The sequence below is a fragment of the Dictyobacter aurantiacus genome (assembly GCF_003967515.1).
GTDB lineage: Bacteria > Chloroflexota > Ktedonobacteria > Ktedonobacterales > Ktedonobacteraceae > Dictyobacter > Dictyobacter aurantiacus.
Window position 1 is genome coordinate 1,073,890 of record NZ_BIFQ01000001.1, and the last position, 20,216, is coordinate 1,094,105.

The 20,216-nt window shown below is 52.8% G+C and carries 19 protein-coding genes; 8 read left to right on the forward strand and 11 right to left on the reverse strand.

Annotated elements, in window-relative coordinates; all coding sequences use genetic code 11:
• Positions 1-62 precede the first annotated feature (62 nt).
• Genes KTT_RS04360 through KTT_RS04370 form a run of 3 tightly spaced genes read right to left on the reverse strand, consistent with a single transcriptional unit; the run spans position 63 to position 2,187 of the window.
• The gene (locus KTT_RS04360) at positions 63-692 is read right to left on the reverse strand and encodes a TetR/AcrR family transcriptional regulator (RefSeq protein ID WP_126594815.1); all 630 of its coding nucleotides are present in this window, start codon (positions 690-692) and stop codon (positions 63-65) included.
• Between the two features lie 38 nt (positions 693-730).
• Positions 731-1,744 (reverse strand): cation diffusion facilitator family transporter, encoded by a 1,014-nt coding sequence (locus tag KTT_RS04365; protein ID WP_126594816.1) that lies wholly within the window; start codon positions 1,742-1,744, stop codon positions 731-733.
• Complete coding sequence (locus KTT_RS04370; RefSeq protein ID WP_160145631.1) at positions 1,744-2,187, reverse strand: ArsR/SmtB family transcription factor; 444 nt, start codon at positions 2,185-2,187, stop codon at positions 1,744-1,746. The genes KTT_RS04365 and KTT_RS04370 overlap by 1 nt, the downstream gene beginning before the upstream one ends.
• Positions 2,188-2,341: 154 nt before the next feature.
• Between KTT_RS04370 and KTT_RS04375 the strand changes: the two genes are divergently transcribed.
• Positions 2,342-4,360, forward strand: coding sequence for a sensor histidine kinase (locus tag KTT_RS04375; RefSeq protein ID WP_126594818.1), 2,019 nt, complete (start codon positions 2,342-2,344; stop codon positions 4,358-4,360).
• 43 nt (positions 4,361-4,403) lie between these two features.
• Here KTT_RS04375 and KTT_RS04380 read toward each other — a convergent pair whose 3' ends face one another.
• Both KTT_RS04380 and KTT_RS04385 read right to left on the reverse strand, forming a co-directional pair.
• A complete protein-coding gene (locus KTT_RS04380; RefSeq protein ID WP_126594819.1) occupies positions 4,404-5,174 on the reverse strand; it encodes a transcriptional regulator in 771 nt (256 codons plus the stop codon).
• A gap of 53 nt (positions 5,175-5,227) precedes the next feature.
• Entirely contained in the window at positions 5,228-6,193 is a 966-nt protein-coding gene (locus KTT_RS04385) for an ROK family protein (protein ID WP_126594820.1), read from the reverse strand.
• A 379-nt stretch (positions 6,194-6,572) separates the two neighbouring features.
• Between KTT_RS04385 and KTT_RS04390 the strand changes: the two genes are divergently transcribed.
• Entirely contained in the window at positions 6,573-7,094 is a 522-nt protein-coding gene (locus KTT_RS04390; protein WP_126594821.1) for a hypothetical protein, read from the forward strand.
• 14 nt (positions 7,095-7,108) lie between these two features.
• A complete protein-coding gene (locus KTT_RS04395; RefSeq protein WP_126594822.1) occupies positions 7,109-7,519 on the forward strand; it encodes a PleD family two-component system response regulator in 411 nt (136 codons plus the stop codon).
• A gap of 113 nt (positions 7,520-7,632) precedes the next feature.
• Here the strand turns inward: KTT_RS04395 and erpA are convergent, their stop codons facing one another.
• Both erpA and KTT_RS04405 read right to left on the reverse strand, forming a co-directional pair.
• On the reverse strand, positions 7,633-8,034 hold the full coding sequence (gene erpA / locus KTT_RS04400; protein WP_126594823.1) for an iron-sulfur cluster insertion protein ErpA: 402 nt from the start codon (positions 8,032-8,034) through the stop codon (positions 7,633-7,635).
• A 323-nt stretch (positions 8,035-8,357) separates the two neighbouring features.
• Positions 8,358-9,992, reverse strand: coding sequence for a S8/S53 family peptidase (locus KTT_RS04405; RefSeq protein WP_126594824.1), 1,635 nt, complete (start codon positions 9,990-9,992; stop codon positions 8,358-8,360).
• 342 nt (positions 9,993-10,334) lie between these two features.
• Between KTT_RS04405 and KTT_RS04410 the strand changes: the two genes are divergently transcribed.
• Positions 10,335-11,447: a M20/M25/M40 family metallo-hydrolase gene (locus tag KTT_RS04410; protein WP_160145632.1), complete on the forward strand. Its 1,113-nt coding sequence runs from the start codon at positions 10,335-10,337 to the stop codon at positions 11,445-11,447.
• A gap of 243 nt (positions 11,448-11,690) precedes the next feature.
• A complete protein-coding gene (gene trxB, locus KTT_RS04415; protein WP_126594826.1) occupies positions 11,691-12,641 on the forward strand; it encodes a thioredoxin-disulfide reductase in 951 nt (316 codons plus the stop codon).
• A gap of 42 nt (positions 12,642-12,683) precedes the next feature.
• Here trxB and KTT_RS04420 read toward each other — a convergent pair whose 3' ends face one another.
• Together KTT_RS04420 and KTT_RS04425 are read right to left on the reverse strand one after the other, a co-directional pair.
• Positions 12,684-13,205 carry a hypothetical protein gene (locus tag KTT_RS04420; RefSeq protein ID WP_126594827.1) on the reverse strand — a complete coding sequence of 174 codons (522 nt, stop codon included), beginning with the start codon at positions 13,203-13,205 and terminating at the stop codon, positions 12,684-12,686.
• Positions 13,206-13,370: 165 nt separating this feature from the next.
• On the reverse strand, positions 13,371-14,294 hold the full coding sequence (locus KTT_RS04425) for a class I fructose-bisphosphate aldolase (protein ID WP_126594828.1): 924 nt from the start codon (positions 14,292-14,294) through the stop codon (positions 13,371-13,373).
• A gap of 793 nt (positions 14,295-15,087) precedes the next feature.
• Here KTT_RS04425 and KTT_RS04430 point away from each other — a divergent pair.
• Positions 15,088-15,606 (forward strand): hypothetical protein, encoded by a 519-nt coding sequence (locus tag KTT_RS04430; protein WP_126594829.1) that lies wholly within the window; start codon positions 15,088-15,090, stop codon positions 15,604-15,606.
• Between the two features lie 87 nt (positions 15,607-15,693).
• Here KTT_RS04430 and KTT_RS04435 read toward each other — a convergent pair whose 3' ends face one another.
• On the reverse strand, positions 15,694-16,395 hold the full coding sequence (locus KTT_RS04435; RefSeq protein WP_126594830.1) for a DUF4397 domain-containing protein: 702 nt from the start codon (positions 16,393-16,395) through the stop codon (positions 15,694-15,696).
• Positions 16,396-16,955: 560 nt separating this feature from the next.
• Between KTT_RS04435 and KTT_RS04440 the strand changes: the two genes are divergently transcribed.
• On the forward strand, positions 16,956-17,651 hold the full coding sequence (locus KTT_RS04440) for an RNA polymerase sigma factor (RefSeq protein WP_126594831.1): 696 nt from the start codon (positions 16,956-16,958) through the stop codon (positions 17,649-17,651).
• Positions 17,648-18,907: an LpqB family beta-propeller domain-containing protein gene (locus tag KTT_RS04445; RefSeq protein ID WP_126594832.1), complete on the forward strand. Its 1,260-nt coding sequence runs from the start codon at positions 17,648-17,650 to the stop codon at positions 18,905-18,907. The genes KTT_RS04440 and KTT_RS04445 overlap by 4 nt, the downstream gene beginning before the upstream one ends.
• Before the next feature lie 68 nt (positions 18,908-18,975).
• Here the strand turns inward: KTT_RS04445 and KTT_RS04450 are convergent, their stop codons facing one another.
• A complete protein-coding gene (locus tag KTT_RS04450; RefSeq protein WP_126594833.1) occupies positions 18,976-20,202 on the reverse strand; it encodes a zinc ribbon domain-containing protein in 1,227 nt (408 codons plus the stop codon).
• Positions 20,203-20,216 lie beyond the last annotated feature (14 nt).

Consider the following 20,216-nt stretch of genomic DNA (forward strand, 5'->3'; position numbering starts at 1 on the left):
CGGCAGGGGTAGGTGCATCCGCACCTACCCCTGCCGTTGTCCTACTTCTTCGTAAACAACTGTCAGGACTTTGCCTGGATACCACGAAAGAAGATCTTACCGGTATGGGCCACAATATCTTCCGGCACAAATTGCCCCTCTGCCAGCAGGCGTTCATAGCTTTTCGGCGAAATAAGGCTCAGGAAGGTGCTGGTCATGATGCTGGTGGGAATCGTCGTATCAAAATCGCCCCTGGCCTTACCCTCTTCCAGTATCTGCGCGACACGTTGCGCCACACGCTCCCATAAATCACGCAGGCAGCCCCCTTTTTCAGCAAAGAGACGCTGCCTATCGGCGCTATGATAAATAGATGAGAGGAGCTGGGTGCGTTTACTGAACAGGCCCGCGTACATAAAATGGAGGAGAGCTTCGAGCCTGGCTTGAGGAGAAGTCTGACAGTCAAGACAGGCATCCATTTGACTCAGGATCTCCTGCATATCCCGCTCGAAAATCGCGATCACCAGATCATCTTTCCCGGGGAAATGAAGATAGACCGTCCCTTTGGCGATGCCGACACGGCTGGCGATCTCATCCATTGAGGTCTCATGATAGCCGCGCTCCAGAAAGACGTCTTGCGCAACCTTCAGGATCAGCTCTTCACGCTCCTGGCGTTGCTTCTCTTTCAGAGATCGATGTACTTGTGATGATGCCATGGATGTTCCTTCTTCCACCCTTTCTGTTGATAACGTTCTCAGGGGAGGCTGCTCGTAGTTGTGGTATCAATGGCCTGATGGTCGTGTTCACAATTGGAGGCGCCCACGTTGTTTACACCTAGCTGACAATACAGGCTTTCGTTCTCGCAGCAGGACGAGACATGATCCTTACATTCACATTGAATGGTTGCATGTGTGATATTGTAATCGCGTTGCAGCATGGTCTGGATATCGGCCAGCACACGCGCGTTTTCCTCTGACTGTAGATTGCAGATCGAGACATGACAGGAGAGGGCCAGCATGCCACTGGTAATACACCAGACGTGTAGATCATGGACATCATTAACGCCCTCTACCTTCTGAATATCGGCCACCAGTTGCTTGACGGGTACATCTTTCGGGGCCGCCTCCAGCAGGATATCCGTGGTCTCGCGTACGATGCCCCATGCGCCATAAGCGATAAAGAGCGCAATGCCGACAGAAAGCAAGGGGTCAACAAAGGTCCAGCCAGTCAGCAGAATAATCAAACCCGCCACGATCACCGCGACAGCGGCGCCAACATCTCCAAAGACATGCAGGGCGGCGGCACGCATGTTGAGGTTGTGTCCCTCCCGGCTCAGGCCAAATCCGATATACAGGTTGATCGCGATACCGATGGCCGCGGCACCAAACATGATCAGTGGCTGTACTGGTTCGGGATGCTGAAAGCGTTGAATAGCCTCCCAGCCAATAACGATCGCGATCACGATCAGCGAGATAGCATTTAAGAGCGCGACCAGGATGCCGACACGATGATAGCCATAGGTCTTGCGCTCATTGGGTGGCCGCTCAGCCTGTCCGGCGGCGAACCAGGCCAGTCCGAGCGCGAAGATGTCGGTCAGGGTATGCCCCGCGTCCGAAAGCAGGGCCAGCGAATGTGATAGGATACCGCCTATCAGGCCGGCCAGCAGAATAATGATTGTCAGGAAAAAAGCCAAGCGCAGGCTTCTGGTCGCCATGCCATGTGTGTGATCATGGCTGTGCCCATGGGCGTGAGTATGCCCTACACTCATTACAATACCTCGCTATCCAATTGACGTTGCGACACGTGTCCTTCCTGGATATGATCCTGGCCCATCAGCAACAATTGACGAATATGCTCATCGATCAGGCGGTAATAGACAACACGACCGACTTTGCGCATCGCCACCACTTTCTGCTGGCGCAAGACCCGCAGTTGATGAGAGATAGTGGTATCATCACGCCCCAGGCCAGCTGCCAGGTCGCACACGCATAATTCACCCGTTGGTGCGCAGAGCAATGCATGCAGTACCTGCAGGCGCGTTGGATCGCTTAACATAGAAAAAAGGGTGGCAATCTGTAGAGCACCCTGCGCGGGCAAAACGTGCCGCCGAACCTCAACAACGTGTTCCGCATGGATGACACGCTCCTGACACACCTCATCTTGCAAGGCAGTATCGCTATTGAGGGGAGAAATAGCCGCTCTCGGAGCCATTGATGCAATCCTTTCCTCGCATATCTGTACATATATGCAGCTTTCCATAGAGATAAGTATAGCATAGAACAGAAGAATTCTCAAGGTAGGCAGCCCACTCACCATGTTTATGAAGAGGCGCGCTCAAACGTCCCTTGCAACTGATGATTTGGACATGTTACACTTAAGTGTGTCTACTGTATTTTTCGCCGAACAACACATAATGCACGCCTGGTGGCAGCGGATCCGCCCCAGGCTCACCATACTTTACCTGGCTGTCGCCTTGATCTTATTAGTGATCAGTGGTGCCGGCCATCTGCGTCTGTTCAATGAGATCGGTAAGGTATTTGGTGGCTTTACCTGGACCATTGACGCCGAAAGCCCTGATAAGCCGATCATCATTATCACGACGCCCGAACAACTACCACCCTTCGCGATCCCAATTGGATCATTGACCAGCAACGCCCATATCTCGTCCGTCAACCATATGTATGGAACGACCGGCATCGAACGAGCATATCGACAGGCGCATCCCCAGGAGATCATTACATACACGGCGCAAGGAGATCACACGCCCCAGGAGACGATTACGCGTCCGGCCTATATCTTTACGTGGAACCTGTGGTGGCAGACATTTGGTCTGACGTTGCTGGCGGGCCTGAGCTGGCTTATCGTTGGCATCGTGCTACTGGCCACCGCCTCGGAATGGACAGGAGCAGTCGAGGGTCTTACCCTGCTTCCACCGGCCATACTGCTTCTCCTCTATAGCCACTGGGGCAATATCCAAACCGCTACACCACCAGACCTTGTGGTGCAGATGATCTGGATCCCGTCGTTCGCATTGCTGGGTGCGGGCTTTATCCATCTGAGTCTGACGTATCGCCCGATGGCTATGGTCAAGGGACGCAAACCAAGCTGGCTGGTGGATGGCTTGCCGTACGCACCATTGGTGCTGTTAATAGCTTACGATTGGGTCTCGTTTTTGTCTCGGGGCTACGTACCGATCCGTACCAATATAGAATTAAGCCTGGGATACGCCGTCTTCGGTGGCGTGGTCAGCCTGGGAATCGGGATCACCTCTATTTTTCAGATAGTGGGCATCTGGCCGCGCTACAAAAAAACGGCCGACGGTCCCAGTTCACCGGTCATCCCGGCTCGCATCCGCTATCACCTGGGCGATCTGCTGACGCTATGGATTGGGGGCATCGGTCTGGGTTTCTGCTTCGGCGTACTGCCGATTCTGCTGAGGGGACAGCCACTCTTGCCGCTGGCAATGTTTTACGTCCTGGCCGCCGTCTATCCCTTGATCCTGCTCTATGCGATCCGCTCGCTGCGCCTGATTGCACGTCTGCACGTCACCCTGGACCAGCGCGAGGAGGCGTTACAGGAACAGAAAAAGACGGCTCAGGAATTGCGCAAAACAAATGAAGAGCTTGAACAGGCGACCAGGCTCTTGCTACACGCGGATGCCCATCTGCGCTCCCTGTTATCACAACGCATCCACGATCAGCCGAAGCAGCAAGCGCTGCGCATTCGCTCTCTCCTTGGCTACTGGCAACATAAGTTGCGTTTAGAGATGGAGCGGAGTGTTGATGGAAGGATAACCGCGCCTCCGGTGATTGAAGCCCTCAGCAAGGTGCGCAAGATCAGCGAGGAGCTAGAGCGCGATCTGCGTGGACTGCAGTTATTGGTGGAAGATGCCTATCAACGACGCAGCCTGGGTCTCAAGCTCCACCTGGAAAAGTTGATCCGCGAAGATCTGCCTGTACTCCATACAGAATCGCTTCTTGAGATCCGCTATGATCTCTGGGCACTGGACGCGCTCAATCCTGACCTGGAGCAAAGTGAGGAGGGAGAAAAGATAGCTGAGGCGATCTCGTATACGGTGACGCAGGCATTGCTTAACATTTATAACCATGCGGGGGCCAGCTATGCTACAGTACGTACAACATTTCAGGAGAATGTGCTGTGCGTTGAAATCACCGATGATGGACATGGCTTCGATGTACAGGCCATTCCACCGGAAAAAACCAGCCTCTTCAAGGCGAACCTCAAGGTGCGGGCAGCCCATGGCGCCCTGCATATAGATTCCAAGCCGCGACCCGATCCTCAACATGGCACCACGGTGCGGCTAGAAATACCCCTGCGACCAGAAGCACGCATAGATACGCAGCCGCAGGTACAACCTGCCTGAAGCAGCTACAACGAAACTATCGGAACAGGTCAAAGGAAGGCGGCTAGCGGAACAGCGGATCCTGGCGCAGGCCCGCGTAGGCCTCATAGGCATGTGCCAGCAACACACGGCGTCCTGGATCGCTGGGTGCGCCCTCAATGGAAAAGAAATTATACAGCTCACTCACCAGGTTTTCGACCGGACCAATATTGGGTCCACCCTTTGCATTCAGAAAACCCATGCGCAGGGCGATATCATCGTTGCTCAACCCTCTGGCGATGAGAGAAGCACACTCTTCCTGCCGTGGAGTCAAGCGTTGCCCGCGTAAACGCTTGAGTAGATAGTTTAACACCTCGGGATCGATATAGGTTTCTTTGCGGAAAACGACCGAGCTGGCGATATGTTCCAGATACGCGGGCTCCATGTTGTTGAAAAGCGCGTACCCATGCAGACCAGTAGACTTCCTGGTGCGACGCGTGCGCTGTGTGCCACGGCGCGTATACTCATGGCGAAACACCTCGGCCGCCAGCGTCCAGCTGGGATCCTGGGTATAGATTACCACGCGCAAACCAGGCGCGATATCCAGAAGCATACGTCCCAGCTCAACCCCATTACTTACGCCCAGGCGCAGGTCCGACAGGACCATCCAGCCCGCTAAAGTGGGGTTCTGCTCCTGTTTCTGGCAGAGGTTCTCAACCAGCGAGATAGCACCCTGAGCGTCGCCTGATTGTCCTGCTAATTCAAGGAGGGTAGTCTCCTCTACAAATTCACATACACCACGACGCTTAACCGGCGTATCATCAATCACAATAACAGGAATCCGTGTGTTATTCATGATACTAGTATATGCCTCAAACTCGAGTATTGTCCAGCATCTATCCTATAAATTTACACGAATGCAAATGGGGCAATCGAGCCAATCAATGCAACATCACTTCCCAGGCATGCTGGTACAACTTCGATCATCTGCCATAAGGGGGATTTTGGTCGATCTTGAATCAAGGTGCGGATCTGGGATAGGAGAAGATCACCTCCATACAGCACACCACCACCTAAAATAAAGAGATTGGGCTCAAATAATCCGAGATAACGTGTGATCGCCTCCACGATCCAGCGAGCCAGCTCACGATACACACGCTGGGCCAGGCTATCACCACGCACAGCCTCCTCAGCCAGCAACTGATGGCTGAAGGTCTCATGATTTAAGAAGCGCTGTGTCAGCGTTGTCTCTTCTCCTCGACGTAGCGCCCGCTGGACCATGCGTTTAACCGCCTCAATTGAGATCAATGTATTGATGCAGCCGCATTTGCCACAGCTGCAGCGGGGCCCCGTTGAGGCAATAGGCACATGGCAGACATGCCCGACGTACTGGCGACCGGGATATTCAAGCTGCCCATCTATCACCAGAGATGCACCGACAACCGCATTGACGGTCAAGAAGAGTAGACGTTGATGAGTCTTTCCTGCGCCAAAGCGGTGCTCACCCAGGACAGCCGCATCTACGTCGGTATGCACCTGGATAGGTAAGTGATAGCGGTTCTCCAGGAGATCTCCAAGGGGAAAATTGTTGAGAGAAGGCAAAATAGGGACCTGCAGTGGGCGCCGCGCCGGTCCGTCCACTGATCCGGGGATACTGACACCGATACCAGCAACCTCTAAATTCTGGTCTCTGGCATGCTGCAGTATCGTATCAATTGCGCGTAAATACGGGTCAAGGGTTGCAACTGCTGGACGACTACGTAATGTCTTTGCCACACATCGCTCGCGTACACAGCCATCGCGATCGATGAGAGCAACCGTCGTCTGTCCACCTCCAATTTCCATCCCAACCGCAACGCCCTTTGCTACGCTCATGGGCACACGTCCTGCATGTCTCTATTCTAGCAATAAGCTAGAACACTTGTTCTTATTGTGCTACGGATCAAGCAATAGAGATGAGAACAATCTACAGTTTATATAACAGAAGTATAATCACCAATAGAACATATGTCAAGTACAGATGTTTTGAATATCTGTACTTGATGTATTGCACCATATATTAAAATCATTCAATTTATGTCACGTTGATCGTCATTCGGCGTCCTCTATCGCGCCTTCGGTTCTGATTAAAACTTGTCGGGATTGGCAGGAAGTTGTAAGCTATGTGCATACCACAATGATTAGATTGTCCGATAAGCAGATGGACTGCGTAAGCGGGGCATCTGTGGGCTTGTAGAAAACAAGGAGCTATACCGTGCCTGGTAAAAATACACCCGAACGACCTCCCCGAACCGGTAAAGCACCAATCCTGGGGCAGAGCCATGGATTAAGCGACCGGGAAGGAGAAATGATCAAGCAGATGATCCGCGAGGAGCAGCATTCCAGCCGCGAGCTGTTCATTCCCCAGCAAGACCTGTCCGACGAGGCAACAACGACGATGACCCCTCCCACGGCCAAGGTCATTGAAAGCAGCCGCATCCGCCCGATTCTGGAGATGTTTAATCGCGACTTTCTCTATGGGCAGGGGCGCTTCGACGAATATAAGAGCGGATTGATCTTTAAGTGGGGCGATGGCTATTCGCGGCGCCATATCTGGGCATCGGTAGAAGATGGCAATCTGCTGCTTGAAACCAGTCATGAAAAGAAGTGCGATAAGCCCTACTGCAACGGCACGCACCACGTGCTGACTCCTGAGCTTTATAATGACCTCAACCTCATCAATCAGGAACTGGGAGATCGCTTCCGCCGACCCGTTTATGAAAGCACCGAAGACTAGAAAGAAAAACCTTTGTGAGCATTACGCTGATTGCACTGGAAAAAGATTTGTTTTTCGCGGTCAAAATTCGCGATACGCTGCGCCATCATGATATGCAGTCCTCGGTCGTACGCACACTGGCGGCATTTGAAGAGGGACTAACGGCAACACCCGCACCGGACATAGCCGTGGTTGATATCGCCACCCGGGGGGTTGATTGGGAGGCGGCCATTCGCGCGGCACGATCCCACCATGTACCGGTGCTGGCCTTTGGCTCACATATGGACCTGGAGGCACGAGCCAAAGCTCTGCAGGCAGGGGCCCTCAAAGTCGTCGCCAACTCGAAATTCGCCAGCGACATGCCAGGTCTGCTGACGCGTCTGCTGAATACTCCGGCTGATCAAACAACCGCCGATGTGGATGCGGATAGCGAGGATGAAGAATAGATCAGAAACTGAATATAGCGCAGGGGTTGCTTTGCATATATATGCAAAGCAACCCCTGTTTATCATGAGCCCGGGGTACACTGGATACTCCAGGTTCATTATGCTATGAAAGCTTAGTGGCCGCAACCGCAGCTACGAGCCTCGCCACCGCCATCGGCGGTTTTGAAGGAGTGACCACAGCCACAGCTGGAAACGGCGTTGGGATTGTTCACGGTGAAGCCCGCGCCCATCAGGCTATCAACATAGTCAACTTCACTACCTGTGATATAACCCAGGCTCATGTCATCAACGAAAATGTTGAAATCGCCCAGAGAGACGACGGTATCGCCTTCCTGCTCTTCATCAAGGGTCATGCCGTACTGGAGACCCGAGCAACCACCACCGGCGACAAAAACGCGGAGACCCAGGGTTGGATCGTTTTCCTGCTTGAGCAGCTCGCGAACTTTATCTGCTGCGGCGGGTGTCATGGTCAGAACGCTTGTCTCGATCGCCGACTGCTGGTTCTGCTCAATCATATAAATTCACCTCTCTGAAAGGGATGCGAGGGCAACCCTTTTACTATTCCAGATAGTAAGATTGATGTGTCGCAATGGCACATCCGTGATTGCGTACGTATTATTCTCCGCCGCAACAGGTGCTGCATGCTAGAGGATAATATAGCACACATCATATTTCATGTATTATACCACAAAGTGCATCCCCCGCGAGCCTCCCGATGCAACCAACCCGGGATACACGGGATTGGGCGGGTAATGCACCTCATAGTATCATCCAAAAACTAGAACCGCTCTGCATGCACTTTTATTCCAATTAGCCACGTATTTTTGAACTCACATACTTAGAGCCTGAAGCTCTGCTGCGCATATATAACATTGGCGAGCAAGCTAGAAACATCAGCCGGGGAACCAAAGGCAATCTCGCCCTGCTGTCCCAGTCCCATGGAAAGGCGCGCAATGCTGTTCGAGGCGGACCAGCCCTGAGCCAGCAGGTGCGCCCCCAGCGCGCTGACGATAGCGGTCGAAAACGAACTGCCGCTCCAATCCGCCCAACCGGTCAGGTTAGTTTCTCCACCGGGAAATGTCGGCGAGATAAACAATCCACGCACCGCGTCCGGCAAGCCCTGTTGATTCACGACACCCGCGCTATCGCCACCAAAGGTGGCAACACCCCCGGTATCGGCCGGAATATTGGCGGCATTGGCGAATTGAGATGGATAAAAATTGCTATTTACCGATGTAACACCCAGGGTTGATCTGTAACGAGCCGGAGCGCGCGGCGGACGCGGCGGCAGTCCCTTGCGAAACGCCTGGTATGAATCGTTGCCAGCGGCGGCCACAATCAGCGCGCCGTGCGCGAAAAGACTCTCGAACAGCAGCCGCAGCCCCTCCTCAAGCGATGTTAGCACGTTCTGCGCCCCCAGTAGTTGCGAGGTCGGCCATTGGCGATCCTGAAACCATAGATATGGTAGCCGCAAAAAATCTGGCAGCACGGTCAGACTCAGGTTAATGACCAGGCGCCGAATGGTGCCGGAGATTAGCTCATGCTCCAGATCGGTCAGGACGGCAAAAAGATTATAGAGATCACACCCGCCAAAGTCATTGAGCGCGCGTACCAGACGAATGCGCGCCCGCGGCGCGAGATCACGAATGATGCCAGACACAAAAAGTCCATGATCCGGCATCAGATAGTAGCGGCTCCGCTGCGCCGCATCATGGCCGGTACGCACATCGTTGGTAACAGGATAGCGATCATACTCCACCATAAACGACCCATCCTCCTGCCGCATATCCTCGACCAGGCGCTGTAGCAACCAGTTTCGCCTCAATTCTGGACGCGTGGCGGCGCTACGGATACGGTCGGGATGCTGGGCCGTATCCACCACCACCACGGTCACATCTTCCGCGTCCCGCGCATCCAGCGCCAGCCCCTGGGTCGCGAATTGCAGGTGCCAGCCCGGCAATGCCTGAGGAGGCGCATGGACCTCCAGCACTGGCGCCGGCCGGGGAGGCGCGCCCGGACCACCCTCGCTATAGAGTAACGGCGCGGCGGTCACCAGCCAGTTTGGCATCGCAGAAACAATATGCAGGCCAAATTGCGCGAAATAGGCGATATGCGCGTGTATATAGGAGAGTGCGGATGGTAGAGGATCACCCTCACGCGTGTCAAGCGCGCGGGTATGAAAAAACAGCGCCACCAGTGGCTGCTGGCTATGCAACCCAAAGACAAAGGCCCGGCGGCGTACCGGTGGCATCGTTGGGATCTCCTCCCAGCGGCCAGCCACCCCATAGGGATCGAGGGTGAGTTGATAGCGGGCCAAAAACGTGTTTAATTGCGTACGGATCTGCTCAAACGCTATGCTGAGAGCATCATCCAGGGGGATACGTGTCAGGCGAGCGATAACAATCATTTCGCCGGGAATCCAGTGGAACAATCCCGCAGGTGTTCCCATAAATTCTGTTGCACTACGAGACATACAGGGAATCCCCTTCCACATGATATAAAAAGCAATTGTAAAGTACCGCGCATATGATCGCACGGCATGCATGCTATAAAAAAAACATGCTATGATTCCTGCAAGTAAAGGGTGGTAGTGCTTGCCTGTGAGAGCGCAGTACAAGCTGAAGCGAAGAATAGTCCCATTATAGCCCAACGAACGTAGAGAAACAATCAAATAGGCCAGATGTAAGAAAAAGCGAGGATGTGGCGTATCGTGATAAGATGCAACCCATACAGATGAAGGCCGAGCTCATCCATCTGTCATCAATAGGATTGGTTATTTCGTTGTAACAGTATGCTTGATATGGAGGAAACTGCTATGATGTTTATATATGCAGACCAGCTCTATCATACGCTGGTCGACCTCGTGCGTATTCCGAGCACTTCGGGTCAGGAGCAATATGTACGAGGCTACCTGGAACAATACCTGGCCTCTCTGGGTTTAAACACCCAGGTGGATGATCAGGGCAACCTGATCGCGACAGTGGAGGGCAAAGGAACGCCAATGCTGCTCAACGCCCATATGGACCGGGTCGCCCCCGGACTGGGTCATACTCCTATTTTGCGGGACGGTGTTCTCTATAGCGATGGCAAAACTAACCTGGGCGCCGACGACGCGGCTGGCATCGTCATCATTCTGGAAGTTCTGCGCCGCGCGCTTGAGCAACAGTTGCAGATACCGCCCCTGGTCCTGCTCTTTACGGTCCAGGAGGAATGTGGCCTCTGTGGCGCCCATGGCTTTGATGCCGCACGCTGGCAGGTCGAGGATGGTATCGTATTCGACAATGCCTTTGAGGCTGGCGTGGTCGTGTCCAAAGGCGCCTCCTATGAGACATTTGATGCCACGATTATCGGCAAGTCTGGACATCCGGGGCAGGACCTCACCGGCACGGTGAACGCCATCGATATTTTTCGCCAGGCACAATTTCCACTCGGCTCACTGGCATTGGATCAGACGCGCATCAATATTGGCAAGATCAGCGGGGGCCATGCGCGCAACGCAATTCCTGATCTGGTTAAAGTTGAAGGAGAGATGCGTAGTTTTGAATCCTCCGAGATGCGCCAGCGCTATCGGCTGCAGATTCAGGAGGCCTTTGAAGAGGCCGCGCAGCGCCTTGGTGGTCGCGTCGAGATCGACTTTAAGGTGCAGCATGAAGGCTATAGTATCAGCCCGGACGAGTCGCTGTTGACCATGTACCAGATCGCTCTGGCGCAACGCGGAGAGACGCTCAACATGAAACCTACCTTTATCGGCAGTGATACAGGCAGCTTCCGACCCGCCATCCGGGCCTTCACTGTTTCAACCGGCGTAGTCGGGGAGCATACAGTTGAGGAACACATAGCACTGGCTCCACTGGAACAGATCGTGGTCGATACCCTGCATGTACTCCACTTATGGAGCACCCAGACCGCACAGACGCAGCCAGAATAGCGAGATGAAGGCGGACATACAGCTATGCCTGACACTGGCCATTATCCATCAACACGGTCCTTTATTTGTCAGGTTGGTAAAAACATGTGTCGCGATAGACGCGAGGACGGGAATAGGTCAGTGTTATCATAAGTGGAGGGATGCTGAAGGACAGCTGCCTGCACAGTAGAACACAGGCATAAAAAAAGACTTCTACGTGTTATCATCTGTAGAAGTTAAGCACATAAGTAAGGAAATATATCAATGGCGAAAATATATGGCGTTATTATCATTGGCTCGGGCCCGGCAGGCTATACCGCGGCTATCTACGCGGCACGCTCCAATCTGTCTGTGCTGATGCTGCAAGGCTATTCAGCTGGTGGGCAGCTGATGCTGACCAGCGAGGTGGAAAATTTTCCTGGCTTTGAAACCGGCATCCTGGGTCCTGAGATGATGGAAAAATTTGAGGCGCAGGCCAGCCGCTTTGGTGCTGAACTGCTGCCCGAAGATGTAACCTCGGTCGACTTTAGCAAACGTCCCTTTACCGTTACAACCGATATGGGCCAGTACCAGGCGCGCTCAATAGTCATTGCCACAGGTGCCAGCGCCAAATGGCTGGGACTGCCGAGCGAGAAACGCCTGCAGGGACGTGGTGTGACCGCCTGTGCCACCTGTGATGGCTTCTTCTTCAAGAACCGGGATGTCATCGTCATTGGTGGCGGCGATACCGCGATGGAAGAGGCAACCTTCCTGACCCGCTACGTCAACCATGTGACGATCGTCCATCGCAGAGATAGCTTCCGGGCCAGTAAGATCATGCAGGATCGGGCCGCGAAGAATCCGAAGATCAGTTTTCTGATGGATAGCGAGGTTACCGAAGTGCTGGGCGAGGACGCGGTCACGGGCGTGCGCATCCGCAATACAAAAACCGGTGCAGAGACAACGCTGGAGACGCAAGGACTCTTCCTGGCCATCGGGCACCAGCCCAATACGGAACTGTTCAAAGGCATTATCGACCTGGATGAGGCTGGCTATATCATCCCATCCGAGTTCACAATGACCAATATACCCGGCGTCTTTGCCGCCGGAGATGTGACCGATCATCGCTATCGCCAGGCCATCACCGCGGCCGGTGATGGCTGCCGCGCCGCTATCGACCTGGAACGCTGGCTGGCGGAACAGGGCGAGGATGTCGGCGTCGAAAACTGGGATTAAAAGCCTGTAGCACATAACATACGAGCGGCCCAGAGTTTCCTATCAGACCGCTCGTATGTTGCTATATAGATCATTTTCCAGCCCTTGAAAAAAGCATTCTCTGAGCTGTTTCCAACCAAAACCGGTCACCTGCTCAAGCAGGCTCAACACATTCTGCTCATCATAGCCCCAGGGACGACGCAGCGCCCGTTCTTCAGATAAAAGCGCGCCTTCTTCTTCCACACAGATACCGTCCTGAAACAATACTTCTCTGAGTAGAGAACCATCGACAAAATACCAGAAGCCATAAATACCAGAAGCATCTTCGGCCACAAAGGCGAAAATACGCCGTCCCCGCGAGAAGGTTGCCAGCATCTGCTCACGCCAGGTAATAATACAGAGAGGGTCACACAACACGGTCCAGGCTCCCATCTGCCCGATCGCAAAGGGAACCGGTAGCATAGCCGAAAACACGTCTTCCGCCGAAAAGCGCTGTCCCGTTGGGGAGAACGAGCAAGGGAAGTCCTGAATTAACTCTTGCGGCGTCATATGCTCGACACAAAATGCTGTGATCTGCCATCCCATATTTTTCACCTCTTTTTATGCAGTAGCTCTTATCCATGCCCCATCTAGTTAAGACGACAAAAAGGCACAAAATAAGACACCTGACGCTCAATTATGGGCGGCATATAAAAATTCCTCCATACATGTTTGTATGGAGGAATTATCAAACGCATCTGCTGCCAAATCTTATTTGACGGACCCTTCGTAGATACCCATGACCTGACCCAGGAATTTGATGGCGTCATCATGACTACGCTGGAAGGAGTTGCGGCCAATAATGGAACCGAAACCACCACCATCGCGAATGGCACGAGCCTCGTTAAAGAACTGGTCGTCGGCAGCGGTCGCGCCACCAGAGAAGATGACGATGCGGCGACCATCAAACGCGCTCTGCACCACGTGCTTGACCCGCTCGGCCAGCGTGGAGGTCGGGATTTCGTACTTCTGATAGACTTTCTGCGCCTCAGCCAGCTCAACCTTCGCGCTCGGCAGCTTCACTTTGATGATATCTGCGCCCAACTGGGCAGCAATCTGCGCGGCATAGGTAACAACGTCAATAGCGGTCTCGCCCTCTTTGCTCAGTGAGCTACCGCGGGGATACGACCAGACGACCGTAGCCAATCCGGCCGACTTGGCTTCCAGCGTCAACTCACGCAACTGCTCGTACATCTGGTTGCGCTCAGAGGATCCAGGATAGATGGTGAAGCCTATGGCTACACAACCCAGGCGCAGCGCATCCTCAACACCCGATGTCACAGCGGAGATGGGGTCCCGCTCGTCATTTAATACATCGTGGTTATTGCATTTTAAAATCAATGGAATGTCACCAGCGAACTCAGCCGCGCCCGCCTCCAGGAAACCCAGGGGAGCAGCATAGGCGTTACAACCAGCCTCAATCGCAAGCTGGAAGTGGTAGCGAGGATCATAACCGGCAGGATTTGGCGCGAAGCTGCGCGCGGGGCCGTGCTCAAAACCCTGGTCTACTGGCAGAATCACCATTTTACCGGTGCCACCCAGACGACCATGGTTGAGCATACGAGCCAGATTGGTAAGAACACCAGGATTTTCGCTGCTATACCAGCTTAAAATTTCTCTGATACGGTCTTTCATTTTTCTATTCCTTAATGTATTTTGCTTCGGACCTTACCACACTCTCTATGGTAACATGTATTCCATATTGTATCACGACCAGAAGGAAAGCTGTGTGTCGTTCCATGTGCCACAGATCGCAATATCGCTATCCAGACTATGGTTAAGCCCGACCAGGCGCCACCCAGTGTAACATATACGAAAGCCGTCACAAACATGAGCACTATCCATAATCATGTCTGGAATTACGTTATTTCTGCCATGTTACCCACTGCATACCTCTCCATGTAGATACTTCATCCATATGAAATTTGTTACCTCCTTTACATTAATACGTTTCTATATCAAAGCATAGAGGACGTGAATTCTTCATTGCTCCTCGTCTATATAACTAAAGTATGTATCATGGCAAGTGTCTTACTCTTATGATTATCGCCTGCGGCCGGCATACGTTTTCGCACCTGCGGTACTCAGATACGTGTTGTGAGTTAGTGTAGCAGGGGCGCATTAGCGCCCCTGCTACACTAACTCACAACACCAATGCGGCTGCGCTCATATGCAGCCAGGGTGTGACTGGAATCAACACATGCATAGAGTGTGTCTGATGCTCATGATCATCGCCTGAGGCCGGCATGAGGTTTCGCACCTGCGGTGCCCAGAAACCAGTTGTATATTGGTGCATCGGGGCGCGACTGCGCCCCGATGCACCAATATACAAAACCAGTGCGGCCGCGCATGCGGACGCCTGTGCGGCCGCACTCACGTTCGCCAGCACAAGGAAAGTAAGACACTCTTATAAAAAAATGGAGATAGTATGGGCGGCAGTAGCTTTGATCTTATCGCACAAGAACTCTTAAATCAGCGACATATTATGGAGGAACTGGACGCGGAAAATCGTCAGTTGCGTCAGCAATTGAATGATTTGCGCGCGGGCAAGGGTATTTTTGTTGAAATTAATGGCACACGTATAGCCCTGGATACCTTACAGGCCACTTCATCCACCCCATCCGTTGATGCTCCGATTGAGATGCCTGAAGATGAGCAATCAGAAAAAGACGCATCAGTCGATACAAATACTCTCCCATCCGAGCAGCAAGCCGAGGTCACTCAGCCGGTGGCACAGCAACCTCAAATAACCACACCCTTGTACGAGGAAAACAAGGAATCCACGCAGCCAACATTTTTAGAAGAGATCATGCTAGACGAGTTTGCTGCAGCGCTCACCTCTCGTCAGGCTGTCTTGCCGCAGCCAGAAAAGAAGGCAGAGCCGTCAGAGGAAGAACAAAAAGCGAGTTTGCGCCGTGAGCTCATGGGTAGTTTTCTGCTTGAATAGCGCCTCCATCATAGATGCTATCGGGGAGAAAGATCGCCAGCGGTTATCTTCCTCCCCCATTAATGATAGCGGACTACGATCAGCTATTTAGTGTTTGCCTTCGACCGCCCTGGTGATAAATTGTAGGGCGGGTGTCTGTTTATACAGACCGATGGCGAACACGCTCACAACGGTACCGGCATTAATAGTAGCATGTACTGGCACCGTCACATTGGGCTGTAGCGCCGTTACGCTAAAGGTCTGCGGCCCGGCCGCAACAGGCAGGTAATTACTGGCGCTCTTATAGCTCAAATTTGTAATGACCTGTTTACCTCCGGCCGAAATGTTTACGGGTCCAGCATTGGGGGACAGGTGATAGACGCGTATCTTCGAGGCGCTGGCAGGTGAAGTCACCCCTTTCAAACTGTTATTATCGATGAAAGCCTGCAGGCTAAATCCGGTATCTTTTGTGCCTACGGCGGCGACAGTATAAGCATCGCCGGCGGTCACATTGGCTGACTGGATAATCACAGCCGCGCCAATACCTTTACCGGTAGGTGCAACCTTGATTGTATGGGTTCCGGCTGGCACGGGCGCGTAATTCGTTAACGTGCCATACGCAAAGTTCGTGAGTACCTTATTGTTATCCACAAAAATGTCTACATTTCCGGCCCCAGGAGCCGCGTGGATGACGCGTACCGACGCATTTGTGGCAGGTTGATCAGCGGCAAACGCACTGGCGGAAGTGAACACACATAAAATCAGCACGCCGAAAAGCAGAAGTACATGGTTTCGCAAGAGATTCTTCATTACCACTCTCACCTCTTATATTGCCCTCTGTCACCTTTTCACCTGTCTTTGCTTGCTCCGTAATCAAAGTCTGGTAAGAAAAAGAACAGCACGGCGCGATAAAGGAACGAAAGAGCTTCCCCTTCTACAATCCATCCATTTGCGCGTAAACACCGGATCTTAACAGAACACTGAAGCGTCCCGCGCTATGCTTCACAGTCTAGTGACGTCTTTCATTACTAAAAAGTATTACTCACTCGTCATTTTTTATTCCATTTCACGGCACGCCCTCCCATCATGATCAGCGGATTCCGTTTTCAAAATTCTCTTAGAAAAAGGCCATTAGACAGGTACATTGCATCTATGGGCAATAAAAATGCGTAAACTGTTCAGACAGGTCCCAATTAATACCCTGTTTGAGTATCTATCACGTCATTGCATTAAGAGAAAAGAAAAGGGACGCGTACATAAGGCATTAACGTAAATTGAAGGAAGGCCAGCCTTGATACTATCAGGAGTATAGGAGGCGTGCACACTGCCTTCAGTCGCTTTGACTGATCTGGCTGGCACGAAAAAAAATTGTGACACAACACAACTCTACACCATCCGCGCAGGGAAGCGTCGGAGGTCCCGCGCTAGCTGGCGATTATAACTCCGATGACGGAGCCTGGCAGGCTGAAATGGTGACACAATTTCTCTCGGGCAACGAATACGCATTTACACAGATCGTCGACCGCTATGGCTCTTTACTCTTGCGCACAGCTTATTTATTGGTTCACGATGAAGAAGTCGCCAGGGATATCGTGCAAGATTCATTCATTCTGGCGTGGAAAAATGCTGCTAAATTGCGAGAACGACAGCATTTACGAGCCTGGCTACTAAGGATCGTAGTCAATCAGGCCACAAGCATTAAAAGACAACTAGCCAGGCGGACAGCGCTTTTCAAAGAGCATTTTATACCTCCTGCAGTGGAACAATCTGACGAGGTAGCTGTGATACAGACAACCAGCATTGATGATAGCCTTGATATGGCACAGGCCATCAGTAAGCTTCCCCTCAATCAGCGTAGCGTCTTGATTCTTTTCTATTACCATAAAATGACAATGTCAGAGATTGCCGAAACATTGGGAGTAGCCGAGAACACGTTACGCAAACGCCTGCAGGCCGCCCATGAGAAGCTGCGTCGAATCCTGCAAACAGATGCTGCATATGCTTCAGCCAGTATATCATCCACAGCCTACCTACCAGCACCCATTAGATACAGAGGGGAAAAATGATGAATGAGCATGGCAGGGGCGACTATGAGTCAACCTATCAAGAGCAATCTGACAATGTATCTACCAACGACGCCCTGGAGGCACGCATCTCACGCTTCCTGCACAAGGAAGCAGAAAAAATACATTTCTCACCTGATTTACGCCATCGCATCATACAAAATGCATCATCACAACGACACAGGCGTCATCACTATATAACTATCGCTGTACTCGCATCCGCTGCGGCCCTGATCCTGGCGCTCAGCGGCCTGACCTATTTGATGGTCAATCCCACAACTCCCCCAGGACTTAGCTATACCGTGAGCAAAGAGATTACAGTGGCCCCTGAACTGGCAAATGGTGGACAGCTGCTTTCGCTGGACCCGACCGAGCGACATATCGTCTATCAACCCGCTGGTCAGGGCGGTGTACTCTACACAGCCGATCTGACCAATCCAGTTCAAAGCAACACGCTGGCCATGCGCTATGCCAGGGATATGGCCTGGTCCCCCGATGGATCCGCGTTGGTGGCAACAGTGGTCCCAATGAATACCACGCATCCATTACTGGCCCTGGTACCTGCAGGGCAATACATGCGTTTGCTAGGGCACAATAATGCGCTGGCAGCCAACTGGTCGCCCACCAGCGCTGATGAGGTGATGTTCGCGCAGCAGCAACATGGACAGACAGAGCTCTGGTCCACCAAAACGTCTGGCGCCCCGGCAACCCTACAGGTAACGCTATCAGAACAGTTACTGATTCAACACATGAACTGGTCGTTTGATGGCCGTTATCTAGCCCTGGTGGTAGCCCAGAGCGGAGCAGTGACAAGAGAAGCGCTTGCACAACCGGCGCGCGCTATTTATGTGATGGATTTTCAAACTCGTAAACTGACAACGCTGGTCGCGCCCGGCAACTTTACCATTGGAAACGTAGCCTGGTCTCCGGCCACCCACGAACTGGCATATGAGCAGATCACCACCAACCAGGCAAGCCACCTGATAACTATCGATATTAGCAACCCGGAGAAGCCTACCAGCATCACTCCACAACATCAGTTAGAGGGCTGGAGTTGGGCCGCTGATGGGCAGGCACTGGTCTATAGCGATGGTGGCAAGCTAATGGCTCATGTCTTTCATGGCCCCCCCATTACTATCTCTCAACCTAAGCAGCAACAGTTAATCTCCCCCTTCTGGCTGAAAGATGGACAGATCCTCTGCATGCATATTACAAACGGAAAAGGAACATTGATGCTGCTAACTCCTCACAGACAATAGCTCATGCCAATACTGTTGTACCCAATGTGTTGGGTACAACAGTATTGGCATGAGCCAGGGAAAGCGTTTTAAATGGTGAAGTTTATGGTGTCTGGATCGAAGCCGTCACCATCTTTGTTGCCCAGTACCAGGCTCATCGCGGTCGTATCCTGAGGCACCAGAAACACGGCCGACCCATCCTGCCCCTGGACATGGGAGGCAAAGCTAATAGGAACGTTGGCCTGCTGCGGTGGCATACTCTGACTTCCGGACTTAACCTGCATATAATCAAATGGGGAGCCCACAATCACCGATTGGAGAAGAGGGTTATCAATTTTAAAGGTCAGGATCAGGTAGCGCATCCCCTTCGGAGCCTGCTGACCATCCAGGCTCCATTGTGTCGTGGCCTGCGTCACCTCGTAGTTCAGGCTAAAATAGCTGGCCATTTTATTGACATCGATGCTCTTTGTCGCATACTTACCCACGTCAGCGTGTGGTCGCAAAGGAATATCCATACGCGCTTCATCAACGGTACCCAGGCGCAGCGTAATCTGGTTCGCCTGGATGCTGGTGGGGACAGCAAAGTCCAGATCGGTCGATTGGGTTTCACCTGAGGCCAGTTTGGGATTATTGGAAGCGTAGAGCAAGGGAACCTCTTTGCCACCCGGCAACACCGCATGCGCGATAGTAGAATAGATCAGCGTGGTGCTATTTTTGCTTCTATTGGTTTCCTGCACATGCACACGCACCATACCATCTGAACGGCTTTGGGGATCATCCAGGAAGTTCCTGGCCTGCTGCACATTCTGGAGCGTAATATTGACCCCCGCGTAGTCGATGGTGGTCTGGAGATCGGTGGTGGAGATGGCCGACTGGGTAGCCTTGCCGATACCCAACAAGGGCAAGATAAAATAGAGAGCAACCCCCAGGATAAGCACCAGAGCGACGATCAGCAGTAATAGACCCGGCAAACCTGGACGCCGTCTCCGCGATGGAGGCCTGCTTCTGGAAGCCGACGGTGAAAACTCATCTTCCTGCAGAGTTGAACCGCTATCGTGAGAATAGGAGGGATAACGTGCTGGCCGCGTTGCATCGCTGGCGAGAGAACGCGCTGGATAGCGCTCTTCAAACGTCGATGGAGAGGGAGATGCCGGAGAGAAACTATCCTCGCTGGCCGCCTGTGGGGTATGTTGAGAAAAGACTTGCTGCGCACGATCCGGGGGCAGTATAGATAATCCACAACGACCACAAAAGCGTTGCTCGGGATTTGTCGCTGCCCCACAGCGTGGGCAGTTCCTGGGAAATGCCTGTGCCATAGCCATGCCGCTCC